The sequence below is a fragment of the Oricola sp. genome (genome assembly GCF_965230365.1).
Lineage (GTDB): Bacteria > Pseudomonadota > Alphaproteobacteria > Rhizobiales > Rhizobiaceae > Oricola.
The window spans coordinates 3,009,594-3,026,083 of sequence record NZ_OZ246003.1 but is presented as its reverse complement, the minus strand read 5'-3'; the positions used below and the strand labels follow the sequence as shown (position 1 = coordinate 3,026,083).

At 63.6% G+C, this 16,490-nt stretch carries 18 protein-coding genes; 11 read left to right on the top strand and 7 right to left on the bottom strand.

Annotation, left to right across the window (positions count from 1 at the left end):
- Window positions 1-116: 116 nt before the first annotated feature.
- Both ACO06R_RS14730 and aroA read left to right on the top strand, forming a co-directional pair.
- Window positions 117-422, top strand: coding sequence for an HlyU family transcriptional regulator (locus tag ACO06R_RS14730; protein WP_421851461.1), 306 nt, complete (start codon window positions 117-119; stop codon window positions 420-422).
- Window positions 423-493: 71 nt separating this feature from the next.
- Complete coding sequence (gene aroA, locus ACO06R_RS14725; RefSeq protein WP_421851458.1) at window positions 494-1,774, top strand: 3-phosphoshikimate 1-carboxyvinyltransferase; 1,281 nt, start codon at window positions 494-496, stop codon at window positions 1,772-1,774.
- Between the two features lie 4 nt (window positions 1,775-1,778).
- On the opposite strand, the gene ACO06R_RS14720 is transcribed toward aroA, so the two are convergent.
- Entirely contained in the window at window positions 1,779-2,111 is a 333-nt protein-coding gene (locus ACO06R_RS14720) for an SMR family transporter (protein WP_421851455.1), read from the bottom strand.
- 12 nt (window positions 2,112-2,123) lie between these two features.
- On the bottom strand, window positions 2,124-2,612 hold the full coding sequence (locus ACO06R_RS14715) for an Lrp/AsnC family transcriptional regulator (protein ID WP_421851452.1): 489 nt from the start codon (window positions 2,610-2,612) through the stop codon (window positions 2,124-2,126).
- Between the two features lie 148 nt (window positions 2,613-2,760).
- Between ACO06R_RS14715 and ald the strand changes: the two genes are divergently transcribed.
- Complete coding sequence (gene ald / locus ACO06R_RS14710) at window positions 2,761-3,879, top strand: alanine dehydrogenase (protein WP_421851449.1); 1,119 nt, start codon at window positions 2,761-2,763, stop codon at window positions 3,877-3,879.
- 53 nt (window positions 3,880-3,932) lie between these two features.
- Here ald and ACO06R_RS14705 read toward each other — a convergent pair whose 3' ends face one another.
- The 5 genes from ACO06R_RS14705 to ACO06R_RS14685 form a co-directional block, all read right to left on the bottom strand.
- Entirely contained in the window at window positions 3,933-4,508 is a 576-nt protein-coding gene (locus ACO06R_RS14705) for an OmpA family protein (protein WP_421851446.1), read from the bottom strand.
- A gap of 71 nt (window positions 4,509-4,579) precedes the next feature.
- Complete coding sequence (locus tag ACO06R_RS14700; RefSeq protein ID WP_421851444.1) at window positions 4,580-5,152, bottom strand: GNAT family N-acetyltransferase; 573 nt, start codon at window positions 5,150-5,152, stop codon at window positions 4,580-4,582.
- Window positions 5,152-6,018 (bottom strand): 3-mercaptopyruvate sulfurtransferase, encoded by an 867-nt coding sequence (sseA, locus tag ACO06R_RS14695; RefSeq protein WP_421851441.1) that lies wholly within the window; start codon window positions 6,016-6,018, stop codon window positions 5,152-5,154. The genes ACO06R_RS14700 and sseA overlap by 1 nt, the downstream gene beginning before the upstream one ends.
- Window positions 6,019-6,102: 84 nt before the next feature.
- Window positions 6,103-6,579, bottom strand: a complete 477-nt coding sequence (locus tag ACO06R_RS14690) for a GFA family protein (protein ID WP_421851438.1) — start codon at window positions 6,577-6,579, stop codon at window positions 6,103-6,105.
- Between the two features lie 9 nt (window positions 6,580-6,588).
- Entirely contained in the window at window positions 6,589-7,323 is a 735-nt protein-coding gene (locus ACO06R_RS14685) for an alanyl-tRNA editing protein (protein WP_421851435.1), read from the bottom strand.
- A 168-nt stretch (window positions 7,324-7,491) separates the two neighbouring features.
- Between ACO06R_RS14685 and ACO06R_RS14680 the strand changes: the two genes are divergently transcribed.
- The 8 genes from ACO06R_RS14680 (at window position 7,492) to ACO06R_RS14645 (ending at window position 16,428) form a co-directional block, all read left to right on the top strand.
- On the top strand, window positions 7,492-9,522 hold the full coding sequence (locus tag ACO06R_RS14680) for a hypothetical protein (protein ID WP_421851432.1): 2,031 nt from the start codon (window positions 7,492-7,494) through the stop codon (window positions 9,520-9,522).
- 3 nt (window positions 9,523-9,525) lie between these two features.
- A complete protein-coding gene (locus tag ACO06R_RS14675; protein WP_421851429.1) occupies window positions 9,526-10,266 on the top strand; it encodes a hypothetical protein in 741 nt (246 codons plus the stop codon).
- Complete coding sequence (locus tag ACO06R_RS14670) at window positions 10,155-10,907, top strand: hypothetical protein (RefSeq protein WP_421851426.1); 753 nt, start codon at window positions 10,155-10,157, stop codon at window positions 10,905-10,907. Before ACO06R_RS14675 ends, ACO06R_RS14670 begins: the two co-directional genes overlap by 112 nt.
- Window positions 10,908-11,023: 116 nt before the next feature.
- Window positions 11,024-11,212: a hypothetical protein gene (locus ACO06R_RS14665; protein ID WP_421851424.1), complete on the top strand. Its 189-nt coding sequence runs from the start codon at window positions 11,024-11,026 to the stop codon at window positions 11,210-11,212.
- An 85-nt stretch (window positions 11,213-11,297) separates the two neighbouring features.
- Complete coding sequence (locus ACO06R_RS14660) at window positions 11,298-12,902, top strand: ABC transporter substrate-binding protein (RefSeq protein WP_421851421.1); 1,605 nt, start codon at window positions 11,298-11,300, stop codon at window positions 12,900-12,902.
- A gap of 60 nt (window positions 12,903-12,962) precedes the next feature.
- The gene (locus tag ACO06R_RS14655; RefSeq protein ID WP_421859428.1) at window positions 12,963-13,955 is read left to right on the top strand and encodes an ABC transporter permease; all 993 of its coding nucleotides are present in this window, start codon (window positions 12,963-12,965) and stop codon (window positions 13,953-13,955) included.
- Window positions 13,952-14,779 (top strand): ABC transporter permease, encoded by an 828-nt coding sequence (locus ACO06R_RS14650; protein ID WP_421851418.1) that lies wholly within the window; start codon window positions 13,952-13,954, stop codon window positions 14,777-14,779. Before ACO06R_RS14655 ends, ACO06R_RS14650 begins: the two co-directional genes overlap by 4 nt.
- Window positions 14,776-16,428, top strand: coding sequence for an ABC transporter ATP-binding protein (locus ACO06R_RS14645; protein ID WP_421851415.1), 1,653 nt, complete (start codon window positions 14,776-14,778; stop codon window positions 16,426-16,428). The genes ACO06R_RS14650 and ACO06R_RS14645 overlap by 4 nt, the downstream gene beginning before the upstream one ends.
- Window positions 16,429-16,490 lie beyond the last annotated feature (62 nt).

The following is a 16,490-nucleotide window of genomic DNA, read 5'->3' as shown; positions in this document are numbered from 1 at the left end:
GGATACCAACCCCCGAAAGATTGCAAATAGATAACGGATCGATGTCAAGTCGGTTACAGTCCACGCATTGACAAGAAACCGGATGGCACAGATGTTGCCGCCAACGGAGGATTGAGATGGCAGGCTTTTTCAGCCGCATGTTTGGCGGTGCCGCAAATGCGAATGAACCGGCGTCCGGCCAGCCGGACGAGGTTTATGAAGGGATCGAGATTCATGCCCTTCCGCAAAAGGAGGGCAGCCAGTGGCGGGTCGCCGGCTTGCTGCGCAAGCCTGGTGAGGACGGCGCGATCGAACGCCGGTTCATGCGTGCCGACATGTTGCCGGACGAAGCTTCGGCACGGACGACCGCGCTGGGGAAGGCACGATTGATCATCGACCAGAACGGTCCCGGACTGTGGACCGGCGAAGACCGGATGGTGTGACCGCGCTTGACGGGCCGCGAGCAGCGACTTAGGCAGAACCGCGTTCCCGTCCACCGCAATTCGAGAGATCCATGCAGGCGATTGACTATCTGGCGGCGCCGGCGCTGGCAGTGACGCCCGTCGCTGCGCCGCTCAATGGCGCGGTGACCCCGCCCGGTTCCAAATCCATCACCAACCGCGTGCTGCTGCTGGCCGCGCTCGCCAAGGGCTCAAGCCGCATCACCGGCGCGCTGAAGAGCGATGACACCAGGCTGATGGCGGCCGCTTTGCGCGCCATGGGTGTCGCCGTCGACGAGCCGGACGACACTACATTCTCGGTCGCCGGCTCGGGACGGCTGACGCAACCCGACGCATCGCTGTTTCTTGGCAATGCCGGCACGGCGACGCGGTTTCTCACCGCTGCCGTCGCGTGCATCGACGGCACGACCGTGGTTGATGGCGACGAGCATATGCGCAAGCGGCCGATCGGCCCGCTTGTCGAGGCGCTGCGGTCCATGGGCGGCGACGCTGAGACGGCAACCGGCTGCCCGCCTGTGACGGTCAATGGCAATGGCATCATCCCCGGCGGCCGGGTGGAGATCGATGGCGGGCTGTCCAGTCAATATGTTTCGGCCATCCTGATGGTCGCGCCGCTGGCACGCGACGTGGTCGAGATTGCGTTGACCGGACCGAAGATCGGCGCGCGCGGCTATATCGACCTGACGATCGAAGCCATGCGGGCCTTCGGCGCCCGTGTGTCGCAGGACGGGGATGCCACCTGGCGGGTCGAGCCGGGCGGTTACGTCGCCACCGATCACCACGTCGAGCCGGATGCGTCAGCGGCGACCTATCTCTGGGCAGCGGAAAAACTGACCGGCGGCTCCATCGATATCGGCACCGCAGCTGTAGCGTTCACCCAGCCGGACGCGGCCGCACATGTGGCGATGGCGCGCTTTCCCGCCATGGATGCGGTGATTGACGGATCTCAGATGCAGGACGCCATACCGACGCTGGCCGTGCTTGCCGCCTACAATGCCACACCTGTGCGCTTTACCGGCATCGCCAATCTGCGCGTTAAGGAGTGTGACCGCATCCAGGCGCTGTCGGAAGGCCTCAACCGCATCCGGCCGGGGCTTGCCGTCGAAGAGGGTGATGACTTGGTCGTTCACGCAGACCCGTCTCTGGCCGGCGCCACGGTTGACGCCCGCATTGAGACGTTCGCCGATCACCGGATCGCGATGTGTTTTGCGCTGGCCGGTCTCATGACCGCCGGGATCGTCATTCTCGATCCGGGTTGTGTGTCGAAGACCTATCCCGGCTACTGGGATGCGCTTGCGTCGCTCGGTGTCGGGCTTGCGCCGGTTTCGGCCTGAGGGCTTAGTGTCCTGAGGCCGATGAGAACACCTGAATGACGATAACGCCGGAGACGATCAGGATCATCCCGATTATGGCAGCGGTATCTATTCTCTGCCCGAACAAAAGCCAGCCAACCAGCGTGATCAGTGCGACACCGGCGCCGGCCCAGATCGCATAAGCAACGCCGACCGGGATCGTGCGCAAGGTGAGCGCCAGGAAGTAAAATGCCAGCCCGTAGCCGACGACGACCGCCGCCGACGGCAGCAGCTTCGTGAAGCCGTCCGACAATTTGAGGCAAGACGTCGCGAAGACCTCGGCGACAATGGCTATCGCAAGCGCGAAATAGGTGTTCATCGTTTCGCGTTATCAGGCAGTATCCGGTGAGACAAGATCGACATCGATGCCGACATTCGGCCGTTCGATGATTTCGCGCAAGGCGAATGACGAATTGATCTTGACCACATGCGGCAGCGACGAAAGCCAGTCGCGGTGGACGCGCTCATAGTCGTCCAGATCCTTGGCGGAGACGCGCAGGATATAGTCGTACTCGCCGCTCATCAGATAGCAGACTATGACGTTCGGACATCGCTTGACCGCTTCCTCGAACTCGCGAAGCGTTTTCTGGAACTGGCCCGACAGCGAGATGTGGACGACCACGGTCATCGTGTAGCCGAGTTCGCGATTTGAGACCCGCGCGTGGTAGCCGCGCACGACGCCCGCGCCCTCCAGGATATCGAGCCGTCGCGAACAGGCGGACGGCGACAGGCCGACGGCTTCCGCAAGGGCCGCGTTGGAAATCCGGCCGTTCTTCTGAAGGTTCCTCAAGATCGATAGATCGATCGAATCGAGTTCCATGTCTGCAACAATTCCCAGATTTTTGCCTACTTTGCGCAACAATAGTCGAAGAAGGGGGTGTTTGCATATGCACTTTGCAAGGACATTCGATCAAAACTGCGTCATGATTTTGATTGTGTTTGACGCGATAGGTCAGGGAGACGAAGCAATGCGCGTGGGATGCCCCAAGGAAATCAAGAACCATGAGTATCGTGTCGGGCTGACGCCCGGTTCCGTTCGCGAATATGTCGCCAACGGCCACGATGTGATCGTCGAAACGCAGGCTGGCGCCGGTATCGGCGCCGATGACGCCGCCTATGCGGCCGCCGGCGCGAAGGTCGTCCAGACCGCCAAGGAAGTCTTCGACCAGTCCGACATGGTCGTGAAGGTCAAGGAACCGCAGCCCTCGGAGTGGGTGATGCTGCGCGAAGACCAGATCCTCTACACCTATCTCCACCTCGCTCCCGATCCGAATCAGACCAAGGGCCTCGTGGAGAGCGGTTGCACGGCTGTCGCTTACGAAACCGTGACCGACGACCGCGGCGGCCTGCCGCTGCTGGCGCCGATGTCGGAAGTCGCCGGCCGTCTGGCCATCCAGGCTTCGGCCACCGCGCTCCAGAAGGCGCATGGCGGTCGTGGCATCCTGCTCGGCGGCGTGCCGGGCGTGCTGCCGGCCAAGGTTGCCGTCATCGGTGGCGGCGTTGTTGGCCTGAATTCGGCGAAGATGGCAGTTGGCCTCGGTGCGGAAGTAACGATCATCGACCGTTCGCTGCCGCGCCTGCGTGAGCTCGACAACATCTTCAACGGCCGCGTACGCACTCGCTACTCGACTGTCGAGGCGCTGGAGGAGGAAGTCTTCTCCGCCGATGCCGTGATCGGTGCGGTTCTGATCCCTGGCGCGGCTGCGCCGAAACTGGTGTCGCGCGAAATGCTCGGCGGCATGAAGAAGGGCGCTGTGCTGTGCGATGTCGCAATCGACCAGGGCGGCTGCTTCGAGACGTCGCGTGCGACGACCCATTCCGAGCCAACCTATGAAGTCGACGGTGTCGTCCACTACTGCGTCGCCAACATGCCCGGCGCCGTGCCGATCACCTCGGCCAATGCGCTCAACAACGCTACGCTGTACTATGGTCTCATGCTGGCCAACAAGGGCATCAAAGCGCTAGTCGACGAACCGAACCTGCGCAACGGTCTTAATGTCCATCGTGGCCGGATCACCAACAAGGCTGTCGCCGACGCGCTCGGCTACGAGCTGGCACAGCCGCAGGACGCGCTGAAGGTCGCTTGACGGCCTCAACAGCGCAAGGGCCGGCCGCAAGGGGCAGCGGCCGGCCCTCTTCATTATCGAAGGATGACGAAATCGGTGACGCGGCGCAGCGTCACGCGCCGGTTACGCCAGTTGGCATGCGGCGTTGGGACAAGCAACTCAGTCTCGCCATATCCGACGGTCTGCAGCGAACGGCGCGGCACGCCGAAAGAGCCGACAAGAACCTGGGCAAGCGATGCCGCCCGGCGCTCGGACAACCTCTGGTTGGCGGAGTACGAGCCAACGGCGTCGGTATGCCCCTCGATCAGGAACGTCTCGTACGGGCTGTTGTTGAGGATCCGGTTCAAAGCGATACCGATCTCTTCGACCTTCCAGTGCTGCGACGCCGGGATCCGCGCCGATCCGAAGGCGAAATTGATTGACTGGATGTCGATCGACGGTGCCATGTGGCGTATGCGGCGGTTGCGCTTTAACTGCTGGATCGTCTGGCGCGCGTCAGGCATCGCCTTGAAGCGAGGCGCGGCTTGAAGCTTGCGCTGGATCATGGCTGCGCTGGGCGAGTTGTCGGCAATCGCCAGGGACGGCATGGCAGGCACGAGCGCCGTCGCACCGGCGGCGGCGAGCGAAGTGAGAAACGAACGGCGGTTCATTGCAGTTTCCTTTCAAGAACGGTTGCCGCCGTCATATCGATATCGCGATGAACCGGGCTTGAACGCGCCGTTCAGGCCGCTGTCACTCCTTGTTCGGCCAACCGATGGAGGTCGGCCTTTGCGAGTGGAACCACCTGACCGGGCGCTTGCCGATAGGGCCGGAAACCGAGCTTCTGGTAGAGCGGCAAGGCGGCGGGATGGTCCAGCGTGCAGGTGTTGACCGTTATCCGCGCCGGTTCATTGGCCCAGCACGCATCGATCGCTGACATCAAGAGCCAGCGGCCCAGTCCGCGCCCAGATGCATGGGGCATGAGGCCGAAATAGGCGAGATCGGTGACGTCGGCCTTGGCGCGGTCGATCTCGAAAAAGCCCGCTGGCGCGCCGTCCAGATAGACCACGAAGATGTCGGTTGTCTCCGCGTGGATGCGCCCGGCCAGAGTTTCGTCATCCATGCGCAGCCGGCTTTCCCAGTGCCACGGATGACCGACCTGAAACTGCAGGTAGCGGTAGAACGCCAGCGGCGGCTCTTCGGCGTGCAGGATGACGGCGTTGACCCCGAGCGGCAGCGCCGCTCGCATGGCGGGGCGCGCCGTCATCTCCAGAAAGGTCACGGTGGTGTCGAGCGGAGTGGGTTTTCTGGCCATCAGGCGTTCGGCGCTCCTGCCGGTCCGGCTTCGACCGGCGTGTCATCGCGCGAACCCCACTCCGACCATGACCCGTCATAGAGCTTGTGACCGGAAGTTCCGAGCGACTCCAGCGCAAGCGTGATCACGGCGGCGGTGACGCCGGACCCGCAGGTCGTCACCACAGGCTTGGCGAGATCGATGCCGGCGGCTTGAAGCGTCGTGCGCAATCCGTCGAGGTCTTTCAGATAGCCGTTTTCCGACAGTGACATTACCGGCACATTGCGGGCGCCCGGCATGTGACCGGCCCGCATGCCAGGGCGCGGTTCAGCCTCTTCGCCCGTAAACCGGCCGGGCGCGCGGGCATCGGCGATCTGCAGGGAGCGGTCGTCGACAATCGCGCGCATCTCATCAAACATCGCGACGCGCGCAGCATCATAGTGCGGTACGAAGGCGGTCGGTGCGATCCTTGGCGGTTCGGCGGTGATGGCGCGGCCGGCAGCCTTCCAGTTGTCGAAGCCGCCATCCAACACGAACACGGTCTCCGCTCCCATCAGCCGGAACATCCACCACACCCGCGGCGCAGTAAACATGCCCGGGCCGTCATAGATGACGATCGTGTCGTCGCGCGAAATCCCCATGGCGCTGACATGCTGTTCGAAAACCAGCGGCGAGGGCAGGGCGTGCGGCAGGCTGCTGTCCGGGTCGATGACCAGATCCTGGTCGAAGAAGACGGCGCCTGGGATATGCGCCGCATCGTACTCGGCGCGCGCATCGCGACCCTGCGCAGGCAGATACCAAGACGCATCGACAATCGACAGGCCGGGATCGTCGAGATGGTCTGCGAGCCAATCCGGTTGGACGACGTAGGGGCTTTGTTTACTCACGGTTCGGTCCTTCCATTCCGCGGCTTGGCGCGGGTGCTGCGCGCACAGGACAGGAATCGCAACGCAGGCGCAAGGGTTCGCCGGTCAGTCGCGTACATTGTCGGTGCGCTTGTGCCAGTCGGCGATCGATTCATCGGGATAGCGTTCGAAGGTCTTGTCGGACGGATGGACATGCGGTTCGACCCAGGCCGGTTTGAAGGCGAGCATCATATGCGTATTCTCGCCCGGCGTCGGCAGGTTGCTGTCGATGGCAGAGGCGAAGGGATGGATCAACTCGGGCCAGCGGCTGTCATAGACCCACAGCGCGCTTCCGCATCTGGCGCAAAACCGTCGCTCGCAGCCGGATCTATTCCCGTCTTCGGCGCGGGTGCGATAGATGGCAATGTTCTGTCCACCCTCGATTTCCAACGTCTCCGACTTGCCCATGATGTTGATGGCGTAGCCGCTGCCGCCGGCAGTTTTGCGGCAGATAGAGCAGTAGCAACGCTGATACGGGACGGGATGCGGGCTCTCGCAGGAAAAGCGCACCGCGCCGCAATGACAGGATCCCTCAAGGCGCATTTGGTTCTCCTAGTTGGCGGGTGCCGGGCCGAAACGAATGCGGAAGCGCCGGTTCTCACGGCCCTTCTTCTCGATCTTGCCAATATGGATGTCGCCGACTTCCTTTGTCTCGGAGACATGGGTTCCGCCGCAGGGCTGCGTATCGATCGCTCCGCTATTTCCAATGCCGACAAGCCTGATGTGCCCGGTGCCGATCGGCGGGCGGACATTCTTTGATTTCACCAAGTCCGGATTGGCGGCGAGTTCGTCATCGGTGATCCATTTGACGAAGATCGGATGATTCTCCTCGACCAGGCGCATCAGTTCCGCGCTGACCGACGCCTTGTCGAAGCCGAGTTCGGGAATGTCGAAATCGACCCGGCTTTCGTTCTCGCTGACCGCTGCACCGGTGATCGGGAAGGGGCAAATCACTGTCAGCAAGTGGCAGGCTGTGTGCATGCGCATCAGTTTATAGCGGCGGTCCCAATCGATATGCAGCACCAACCGCTCGCCAATATCCGGCGTTGGCTGGCCCTCGGTGGGCACATGGATGATCTCGTCATTGGTATCGCCGCATACGGTTGCCGCGATCTCGATGCGGGTGCCGTCAGCGCGCTCCATAAAGCCTGTGTCGCCGGGCTGGCCGCCGGATGTGCCGTAAAAGCACGTCTGGTCGAGAATGATGCCGCCGCGATCGTTGATGGCAGTGACAATGCCTTCGGCCACCGAGAGATAGGCGTCGTCACGAAAGAGCGTTTTGGTCATCGCTGGGTACTCTTGTTCAAATCAGAATAGTCCATATTTCAGCGTGTTTGGCACCGATGCAACGGCCGAAACATGATGTAACCGCAGACTGTGGCACTGCTTTACAAGCGGAAGGCCGAGGTCGATAGTGGTCTCCAAGGGGCGCACGGGACACTGGAGAAACGTGGCATGCGGCATACCCTGGCTCAATATCTCCCCGTTATCTACCTGATTGTTCTGGTCGCGCTGCTGGCGGTGGTGTTCGCGCGATATTATGTCACCGGTACCGGATTCGCCGGGCTCTCCGGGCCCGGGGAAGACGGGGCCGCCCGCGTGCTTCTGGCCAGCCGCAGCGAAAAAATGAGCGTGCCGGACCAGGGCATGGAGTTGGGATATGGCTGGGATTCGCGCTTCGGCATCCTGATCCCGGCCCGCTGCGTCGAGTTCGCGCCGGTCAGCCTGACCGGCCAGACCACCAGCGTGCGGCTCAGCGATGTTTCCGACAAGTCGGAAATCATGGAGTCGCTCGGGGTCAGTGCCTCGGTCGCTGTAAACTCCGTCTTCGCAAAGGGCAGCGCCAAGGCATCCTTTGCGCGCAATTCCACGGTCAGCGGCTCGAGCCAGACGATCCTGCTCGATGCGATGGTGCTGAACGGCACAATTTTCGCCGGCCCGGTTCGGCCGACAGAACCGTCGCGCACCGCCTATCCCTATGTCGATCCGGCCGAGAACACGACGCTTGCGTCGGCCGACGCCCAGCCCGCCACCCGCCGCGACGGCCTCGCCCAAAGCGGGCTCAGCCTGAAACCCTGGGCGGTCAGGCTGCTGCGCGAAAACCGGGCAGGTTTCCGCCGGGCGTGCGGCGACGCCTTCATTGCCTCGATCGACACCGGCGCGTCGCTGGTGGCCACCTTCACCATCAAATCCTCCAACAAGGCGGTCGCCGACAAGGCCAAGGCCGCCATCAAGGGGAACTACGGCGCGGTCGCGGCATCGGCGGAGGCATCAATGCAGCGCTCGAGCGACATCTCCACGGCCAGCACCGAGATCCGCGTCATGCAGGTCGGCGGTTCGAGCGGCGCCATACCGGTCACCCAGGAAGGCCTGCAGGCCAAGCTCGGCAATCTGGCGCTTGAGGCAGCGCGGGCGCCGATCTTCCAGACCATGACGGTTTCCTCCTATGAGGGGCTGGTCAACTGGCCCGCCGACCAGACGTTGGCGACCGACCGCGACGACGCCGAGGTGATCGCCGACTATTACTGGTTCCTAGCGTCCTTCTACGATTCCATCGAGGACGTGCTGGAGAATTCCGACGATTATTCGTTCGCGACCGGCCTTGTGCCGAGCGAGCTTCGGGACCTGCAGGACCAGGTCGTGCGGCTGCGCGCCTCGATCCGGTCGAAGGTCGGGACGCTGGCCGGCGGTGAGACGGAAGAGGTCGCGACGGTTGCTGCGATCTCGGTTCCGGGCGGTGTCGGGCTGGCGCTGCCGGAAACCGTGTTCGCCGCGCCGCCGGCCGATACGGACGAATCGGCGGAGGAGTTTGGAGAGGAGGCGTTTTCCGCATTCGCCGGAGCGCTGCGCGGCGCCGCGCAACTGGAGAATCCGAATATCCTGCGCCTCAACCTGCCGATGCCGAAATCGGTGGCTGGCGACCTGACCGACGAGGCCGAACTGCGCCGTGCCGCCGTTGCCCATCATGTCGGCCGGCAGGCGAAACGCATGTGTCGCCTCGACCCCGCCGACAATGAATGTCTGACCAATGCCGAGCTTTCGGACCTTGAGGCGTTGATTCCGTTCAGCCGCCTGGAGCGGCCGGACGGCGCGATGCTCCAGAACATCGGTGACGGTACCTGCATCGAGGCGCGCGCGGCCACGAACAGCCCGCTATTTTCGGCGCGCTGCCGCCCGGTCATGACCGCCGGCACGGGCCGGTTCACGCACACCGACAGATATGGCGGCGCCTTCGGCCCGACCGATACCGGCCGCTGCGCCTATCTACACGGAAACCAGGTATACAGCGTCAGGTGCGACGACGTGGTACCGCATGGCTGGGGCTGGTTCCACTTTGCGTTTGACACCACCGCCCGCTCGATCTCGCTCGATGACATGTGCTTGGAAAGCGCTGGGCCGGGCAGGGCGATAAAGGCGGCCCAATGCGCAAAGGGCGGCCCGCATGTCGGCCAACAATGGCGTATCGTCCGGTCTTCGGATGGCTGAGCGGTGATCGCCGGTTTCGCGCGGCTGGTCCTGACCGGCGCGGTCCTGTGGGCGGCAACGCCCGCCGGGGCCTATACGAAGAACAAGGGTGGGATGGCCGTCCAGCAATCCACACCGCCACCGCCGCCGGTTCCCGTAACACCGCCGGAACGTAAAGCCGGCGACAAGAGGCCGCCGGTCGCCTCGCCGCCGTCGACCCCGCGCGACAAGAAAAGGCCGAACCTAAGGGCCGGCGGCCCGGACGCATCGATCGAGGTGACCTTCTTCGACATCGGCCAGGGCAGTTGCGCGATGGTGACATGTCCGCGCGATGGACCGGTGCCGGATGGACCAGGCGGCGGGCGCTACGCGCCGATCCTGATCGACTGCGGAACCAGTGCAGCTGCCGCGACCGCCGATGTCGATTTCGTGCGCGACACGCTAGCCGAGGCGGTCAACCGACCGGGAAGCGGCCGTCCGCGGCTGGTGGTCAGCCATCCCGATACCGACCATTACAACATGATCGCCCAGGTGATGGCCGGCGAGTCGCAGCCGCGCGCCGCCTGGCTCGGCGGCAACTGGGGACCAACGCGGCACAGACCGCTTTCCTCCAATGGGTCCAGGGCGCTACCACGGCCGGCGGTAATCATCACGTGTATCGCGGTTTTCCCCAAAACAGCTTCAATTGCGGCACCGCCAACCCGGTCGGCCAGCTCGGCGCCAGCCCGATGCTGCAATGCGGCGCCGCACGGCTGTCCGTGCTGACAGTCAACCGGGGAACCAGTTCGAATGCCAAGAGCCTGGTCCTCAATATTGGCTATGGGGGAAACTCGGTCACGATCGCCGGCGACGCACAGGGCGTCACCCAGAACGCGGCCGTCGCCAACTGCCAGGCTCAGACGGCGCACACGACGATCCTGTCGGCATCGCATCACGGCGCGCGCAGCTACCAAAGCAACAACCTCGCCTGGGCGCAGGCGACCCGGCCGCGCTATGTCGTCTTTCAGGCAGGTCAGCATGCAGGCCACGCCCATCCGCGGGTTGATGCCTGGGTGACCTATTTGCAGGACCATCACACGCACCCGCGGATTACCCCGCCGAATGGCGACGGCTCGCAGGACATCATCCTGTTCGGATACTCCGACACCAACGCACCCGGCGGGACCGGCATCCGGCCGACCAACCGCTATCTGTTGAACACCCGCACCGTCGGCTCGATCCGTTTCCGCTGGACACGAAATAACGTTGATCCGGATGTCGCCTGCCGGTTCGATGGGGACGCGTTCAACGCTTGCGTTGCAGGCATCCAGCCGAATGGCGAGATGATCAGGCCGCAGCTCCCGGGTGCGGCACAACTGGCCGGTCCGGACGATCCTGACGATGCCGGTGCGGACGATCCAGGGTAGGGGCGGATGGCCGACGGGCAAAGGGTTCCGAACTTTGGCGAGCGCGGGCGGAGGCCGCATAATCGCTTGCACTGCAGCAAAAAAGATTGTCAGATGACGTTACGGCATGTTTTCTGATGGAACCGCAGGCTTGTGGCAACCCCTTGTGGATGGGCAAGGGCGAAACGCTCGGCAAGCTCATCAGGATCGGGCACCTGGGGCCGAAGGGGCAGGTCTTGCGCGCGCAGATCGCGACTGCCGGAGGCGGGACTCAGATGACGATCGCGGGCATCGACGGGGTCTGTGCAGTGCACCGGGCGGATTGATCACCGGGCAGCCGGTCAATGTATATGCAGATGTGTAACGTTGGTGATGGGAATTTTCACGAGTTGATAGAAGAGGGAAACTATCATGAAAACTCGAAATCTGAATTGGCGCTGCGGTGTATCGGCATTGATGGCGGCGGCGGTAATCGCTGCCCAACCGGCACTCGCGCAAGAATCACCGGCCACCGGCGGCACGCTGGTGGTCGCGAATGACACTGAACCGCGCAACCTGAATCCGGCAATTGTTGCGTCCAATGGCGTCTTTTTTGTCGCGTCCAAGATCGTCGAGCCGCTCGCGGAAATGGACTATGAGACCGGCCTCAAGCCGTTGCTTGCTGAAAGCTGGAGTGCGTCGGACGATGGACTGTCGTTCACGGTCAATGTCCGCAAAGGCGTGACATGGTCGGACGGCGAGCCACTCACCTCCGCCGATGTCGCCTTCTCCGCCATGCAGGTCTGGAAGGTGAAGCAGAACATCGGGCGGCAGATCTTCAAAAACCTCACGTCTGTGGAAACGCCGGATGAGCACACTGCCATCTTCAAGTTCTTGAAGCCGACGCCCGGCCAGTTGATCGAGAATGCGCTTCCGGCGGTAACGGCGGTGCTTCCGGCACATCTGCTGGAGGGCGAGGATCTTGGCGAAACAGCCTACAATGCGGCACCGGTCGGAACCGGGCCGTTTGTGTTCGCCGAGCATGAGCCGGGGCAGTTCTACCGCCTGACGCGCAACGAAAACTACTGGCAGGACGGCAAGCCGTATCTTGATGAAATCGTCTATCGCGTGCTTCCGGATCCCGGCGCGAAGGCCGCCGCATTGGAAACCGGCGACCTGCATCTGACGGCCTTCTCGGCCGTGCCGCTCACCGACATGGAGCGCCTCGACGCGATCGACGGCATCAGCGTGATCACCAAGGGTTATGAGGGCATTACCTACAACGTCACGCTCGATATCAATCACCGGCGCGAGGAACTGGCCAATCCGCTCGTCCGCAAGGCCATTGCCCATGCCATCGACCAGGAGTTCCTGATCGACGTGGTGTTCCTGGGCTACGCAACGGCGGCGACCGGTCCGGTTCCGCCGACCGCTGCGGACTTCTACACTGAGACCGAAGCGACCTATCCGTTCGATCCGGCGCACGCCGAAGAGCTCCTCGACGAGGCCGGCTATCCGCGTGGCGCTGACGGCAACCGGTTCTCCTTGCGGCTGAGGCCGGCTCCCTGGTTCCAGCAGACCCGCGACACCGGCAGCTATGTGCGCCAGGCGCTGGCAGCGGTAGGGATCGACGTTGAGATCGTGACCGCCGATCCGGGCGGGCATATCAAGGCGGTTTATACCGAGCACGACTTCGACCTTGCGGTGGGATCGCCGGTTTGGCGGAACGACCCGGCCATCTCGACCACGATCCTCTATCAGGGCGGGTTGGATGCAGGCGTTCCCTTCGCCAACCAATGGGGATACGATAGCGCCGAGATGAACGCTCTGATCGCAAAGGGTATCTCGACCCTCGACACGGCTGAACGCACACAGGTCTACCGTGACTTCCAGGAGCTTGCCCAGGAGGACCTGCCGATTATCTTCCTGACGCATTTCACGTTCCTGTCCGTCGCCCGGGATGAAGTTCGGAACGTTTCGAACAATCCGCGCTGGGCGACATCCGGTTGGGCCGATACATGGATCAAGGCCGACTAAGTGGACGTTGATGCCTCTGGCGACGACGACTCGCTAAAGCCGCGCCAGCCGGTCAACCGGTTGGCGCGCACTTCAGCATTTCTGGCTGGGCGGGTGCTGCAGGCGCTGCCGGTGCTGCTTATCGTGGCCGTCGGCGTCTTTGTGCTGCTCGAAATGTCTGAAGGTGATGCGGTCGATGCCTATCTGGCGGGTATCGGCGCCGGAGACGCCGGATTTGCCGCATCGCTGCGCGAGCAATACGGACTGCAAGACAGCGTGGCGACCCGGTTCCTGACCTATCTGACGTCGCTGGCTCAATTCGATCTCGGCTATTCCATCGCCTTTTCCAAAGGCGTAGCCGCCGTGATCGCCGAGCGGCTTCCCAACACGCTTTTGATGATGGTCTCCGCAATCTTGCTGTCGGCGTCGATGGGCATCCTGCTTGGCGGGATCGCTGCGCTGCGCAAGGGCGGCGTTGTCGACACCTGCGTCACCATCGGCGCGCTTGTCCTCAACGCGACACCCGGATTCTGGCTCGGGCTGCTGGCGATCGTTCTGTTCGCTGTCAAACTGCGCTGGTTTCCAATCGGCGGCCTATCCACTTTGGGGGCAGACTATGGCGTTGTGCAATCGACACTTGATACGGCCCGCCATCTGGTCCTCCCGGTGACCACGCTCGCGATGACATATCTGGCGCTCTATGTCCGGCTGATGCGCGGCGCCATGATCGAGGTGGCAAAGAGCGGGTGGGTCAGGGCTGCTAGGTCGCGCGGCGTGCCGAAACGCAGCGTGACCGTCAACCACATGGCAAGACCGGCCCTGCTTCCGGTGGTGACCATGATCGGCCTGCAGTCCGGAACCCTTCTCGGCGGATCCGTGGTGATCGAAACGGTGTTCTCGATCCCGGGGCTCGGCGCGCTCGCCTATGAAGCGGTCAACCAGCGCGACCTGCAACTGCTCGCCGGCATTCTGCTGGCGGGAACCCTTCTCGTGGTCGTCATGAACATACTCATCGATCTGGCCTATAGCGGGCTCGATCCGCGTGTGCGCCTCACAGAGCGGAACCAGAGATGACGTCAGCAAAGCGCGTATTTACCGGCCTCGGCGGTATCGTCGGCGGAGCGATCCTCGTGGCGCTTGCCCTTGTCGCGCTTGCCGCCCCGTTGCTGGCGCCATCGGATCCGTTGAACATGGTCGCTCGCCCGCTGACCGCGCCACTCAGCGACCCCAGGTTCCTGTTCGGCACCGATCACCTCGGCCGGGATGTGTTTGCGGGCCTCGTCCACGGCGCGCGGGTTTCGATGGTCGTCGGCGCGGCGGCCGCAGCCGCGGCCATATGCATCGGTGTTCTTGTCGGCACGACAGCCGGTTTCGCCGGCCGTCTGGCGGACAATATCCTGATGCGGATCACCGAAGCATTTCAGACGGTGCCGACGTTCCTGCTTGCGTTGGCCCTGGTGAGCATCCTGGGCGCATCCGCGGTCAATGTGGTCATCGCCATCGCGATTTCCGCCTGGCCGCCGACGGCCCGCCTGGTCCGCGCCGAAGTGCTGCGGCTGAGAGGCTCCGATTATGTGGACGCTGCCAGGCTGGCTGGCCGTTCCTCTATTGCAATCGCCTTTCTCGAGGTCTTGCCCGGCGCGTTGCATCCGGTCGTCGCGCTGATCGGCATCACGGTTGGCGAGGCGATCCTGGTCGAAAGCGCGCTTGCCTTCCTCGGCCTGTCCGATCCGAATCTCGTCAGCTGGGGGTCGATGATCGCCAATGGCCGGGCACAGCTTCGGACCGCGCCTTATCTGGTGATCATCCCCGGCATCGCCATCGCCGTAACCGTGCTCGCCGTGTCCCTGAGCGGGGATTACCTGGCCAGACGCCTCGGCATTACGGAGGTGACATGAACGGCAGCGTTCTCCGCCTCGACAACCTGGCCGTCGGCTTCGGCGGCAACGGGCTGGCCGTCGACAATGTTTCGCTGGAACTTGTCGGCGGACAGGTTCTCGCACTCGCGGGCGAGAGCGGGTCGGGCAAGAGCACGATCCTGAACGCCATTGCAGGGCTGTTGCCCGCCAACGCGGCCATTTCCGGGGATCTGCGACTTTCCGGCCGTTCCGGCAACATTCTTGCAGGTGGCGCCGACCGCTCCGGCATTGCCGGACATGAGATCGCGATGATCTTCCAAAACCCCGCTGCGAGCCTCAATCCGGTGATGACCATCGGTGCGCAGCTCGATGAAGTCGCCATGGCGCTTTTGAACCTGACGCGTTCGCAAGCTCGCGACAACACGAGGCGGCTTCTCGAAACGGTCGGCCTGCCGCCGGCGGGGCGGAATGGACGCGATTGGGCGGCGGCCTATCCGCATCAGCTCTCCGGCGGCCAGAAACAGCGGGTCGCCATCGCCGCCGCACTTGTCGGCGAACCGCGCATATTGCTGGCCGATGAGCCGACAACCGCGCTTGACGCGAGCGTGCAGGCGCAGATCCTCGACCTGTTGCTGCATCTGGTCGATGAGCGCGGGATATCGGTCATTTTCGTCACCCACGATCTGGCCGTGGCGGGCGCCATCGCCGACGAGATGATGGTGTTGAAGGACGGGCGGCTGATCGAAAGCGGATCCGCGCGGGATGTCACCGCCGCGCCGCAGACCGACTACGCGAAGATGCTGGCCGCCGCCTCGCTTCCGTTTGTTCACGACGCGCCGGCGGCAGTCTCCGGATCCGGTCCCGCCGCAGGGCAGGGCGTGCTGTGGCTTGATGATCTCTACAGGCAGTTCGCGGTCCGGGGAGGGGGATCTGTGCAGGCATTGCGGGGCGTCTCGCTGGACCTCGCGCCGGGCGAGATCGTCGGCCTGATCGGCGAATCCGGATCGGGCAAGTCGACACTCGGCCGGATCGCCTGCGGGCTGGAACGCGCCGATCGGGGCGCGCTGCATGTCGACGGCAAGACGCTTGACTTCCGGGCGCAGCGCTCAACCGTCCAGATGGTCTTCCAGGACCCTTTGGCGAGTTTCAACCCGCGCCAGACCATCAACCGGGCCCTGTCCCACCCGCTCCGCTGTCTTGGCGGGATCAAGGGATCGGAAGCGACCCGGCAGACCGAACGGCTGCTGGACAGCGTCGGTCTCGACCCGGCCTTCGGCAATCGCCGGCCGAACGAGCTCTCCGGCGGTCAGTTGCAGCGTGCGGCGATCGCACGGGCCTTGGCCGCGAAGCCGGAATTTCTGGTCTGCGACGAGGCTGTCGCCTCGCTCGATGTTTCAATCCAGGCGCAAATCCTCGACCTGCTCGAGGACCTGAAGAACCGCGATGGCCTCGGGATCCTGTTCATCAGCCATGATATCGGCGTCGTGCAGCGGATCGCTGACCGCACGCTTGTCGTGCACCATGGCCTGATTGTCGAACAGGGCAGCACGCACACGCTCGTTGGCGCGCCGCAAACGGACTACACCCGGCAGCTTCTTGCGGCGGTGCCCCGCCATGACCGGCCCTGGCGGGAGATGCGCGCCAGAAGGGGCGGAGAGTTTGTCTTGCGCAGTTCGGTTGACGAATAAATCGTCAGGGCGTCAAATGTCATCCCTGACAGCGGCCGAATGGCGGGGAAACACCGTGAGGC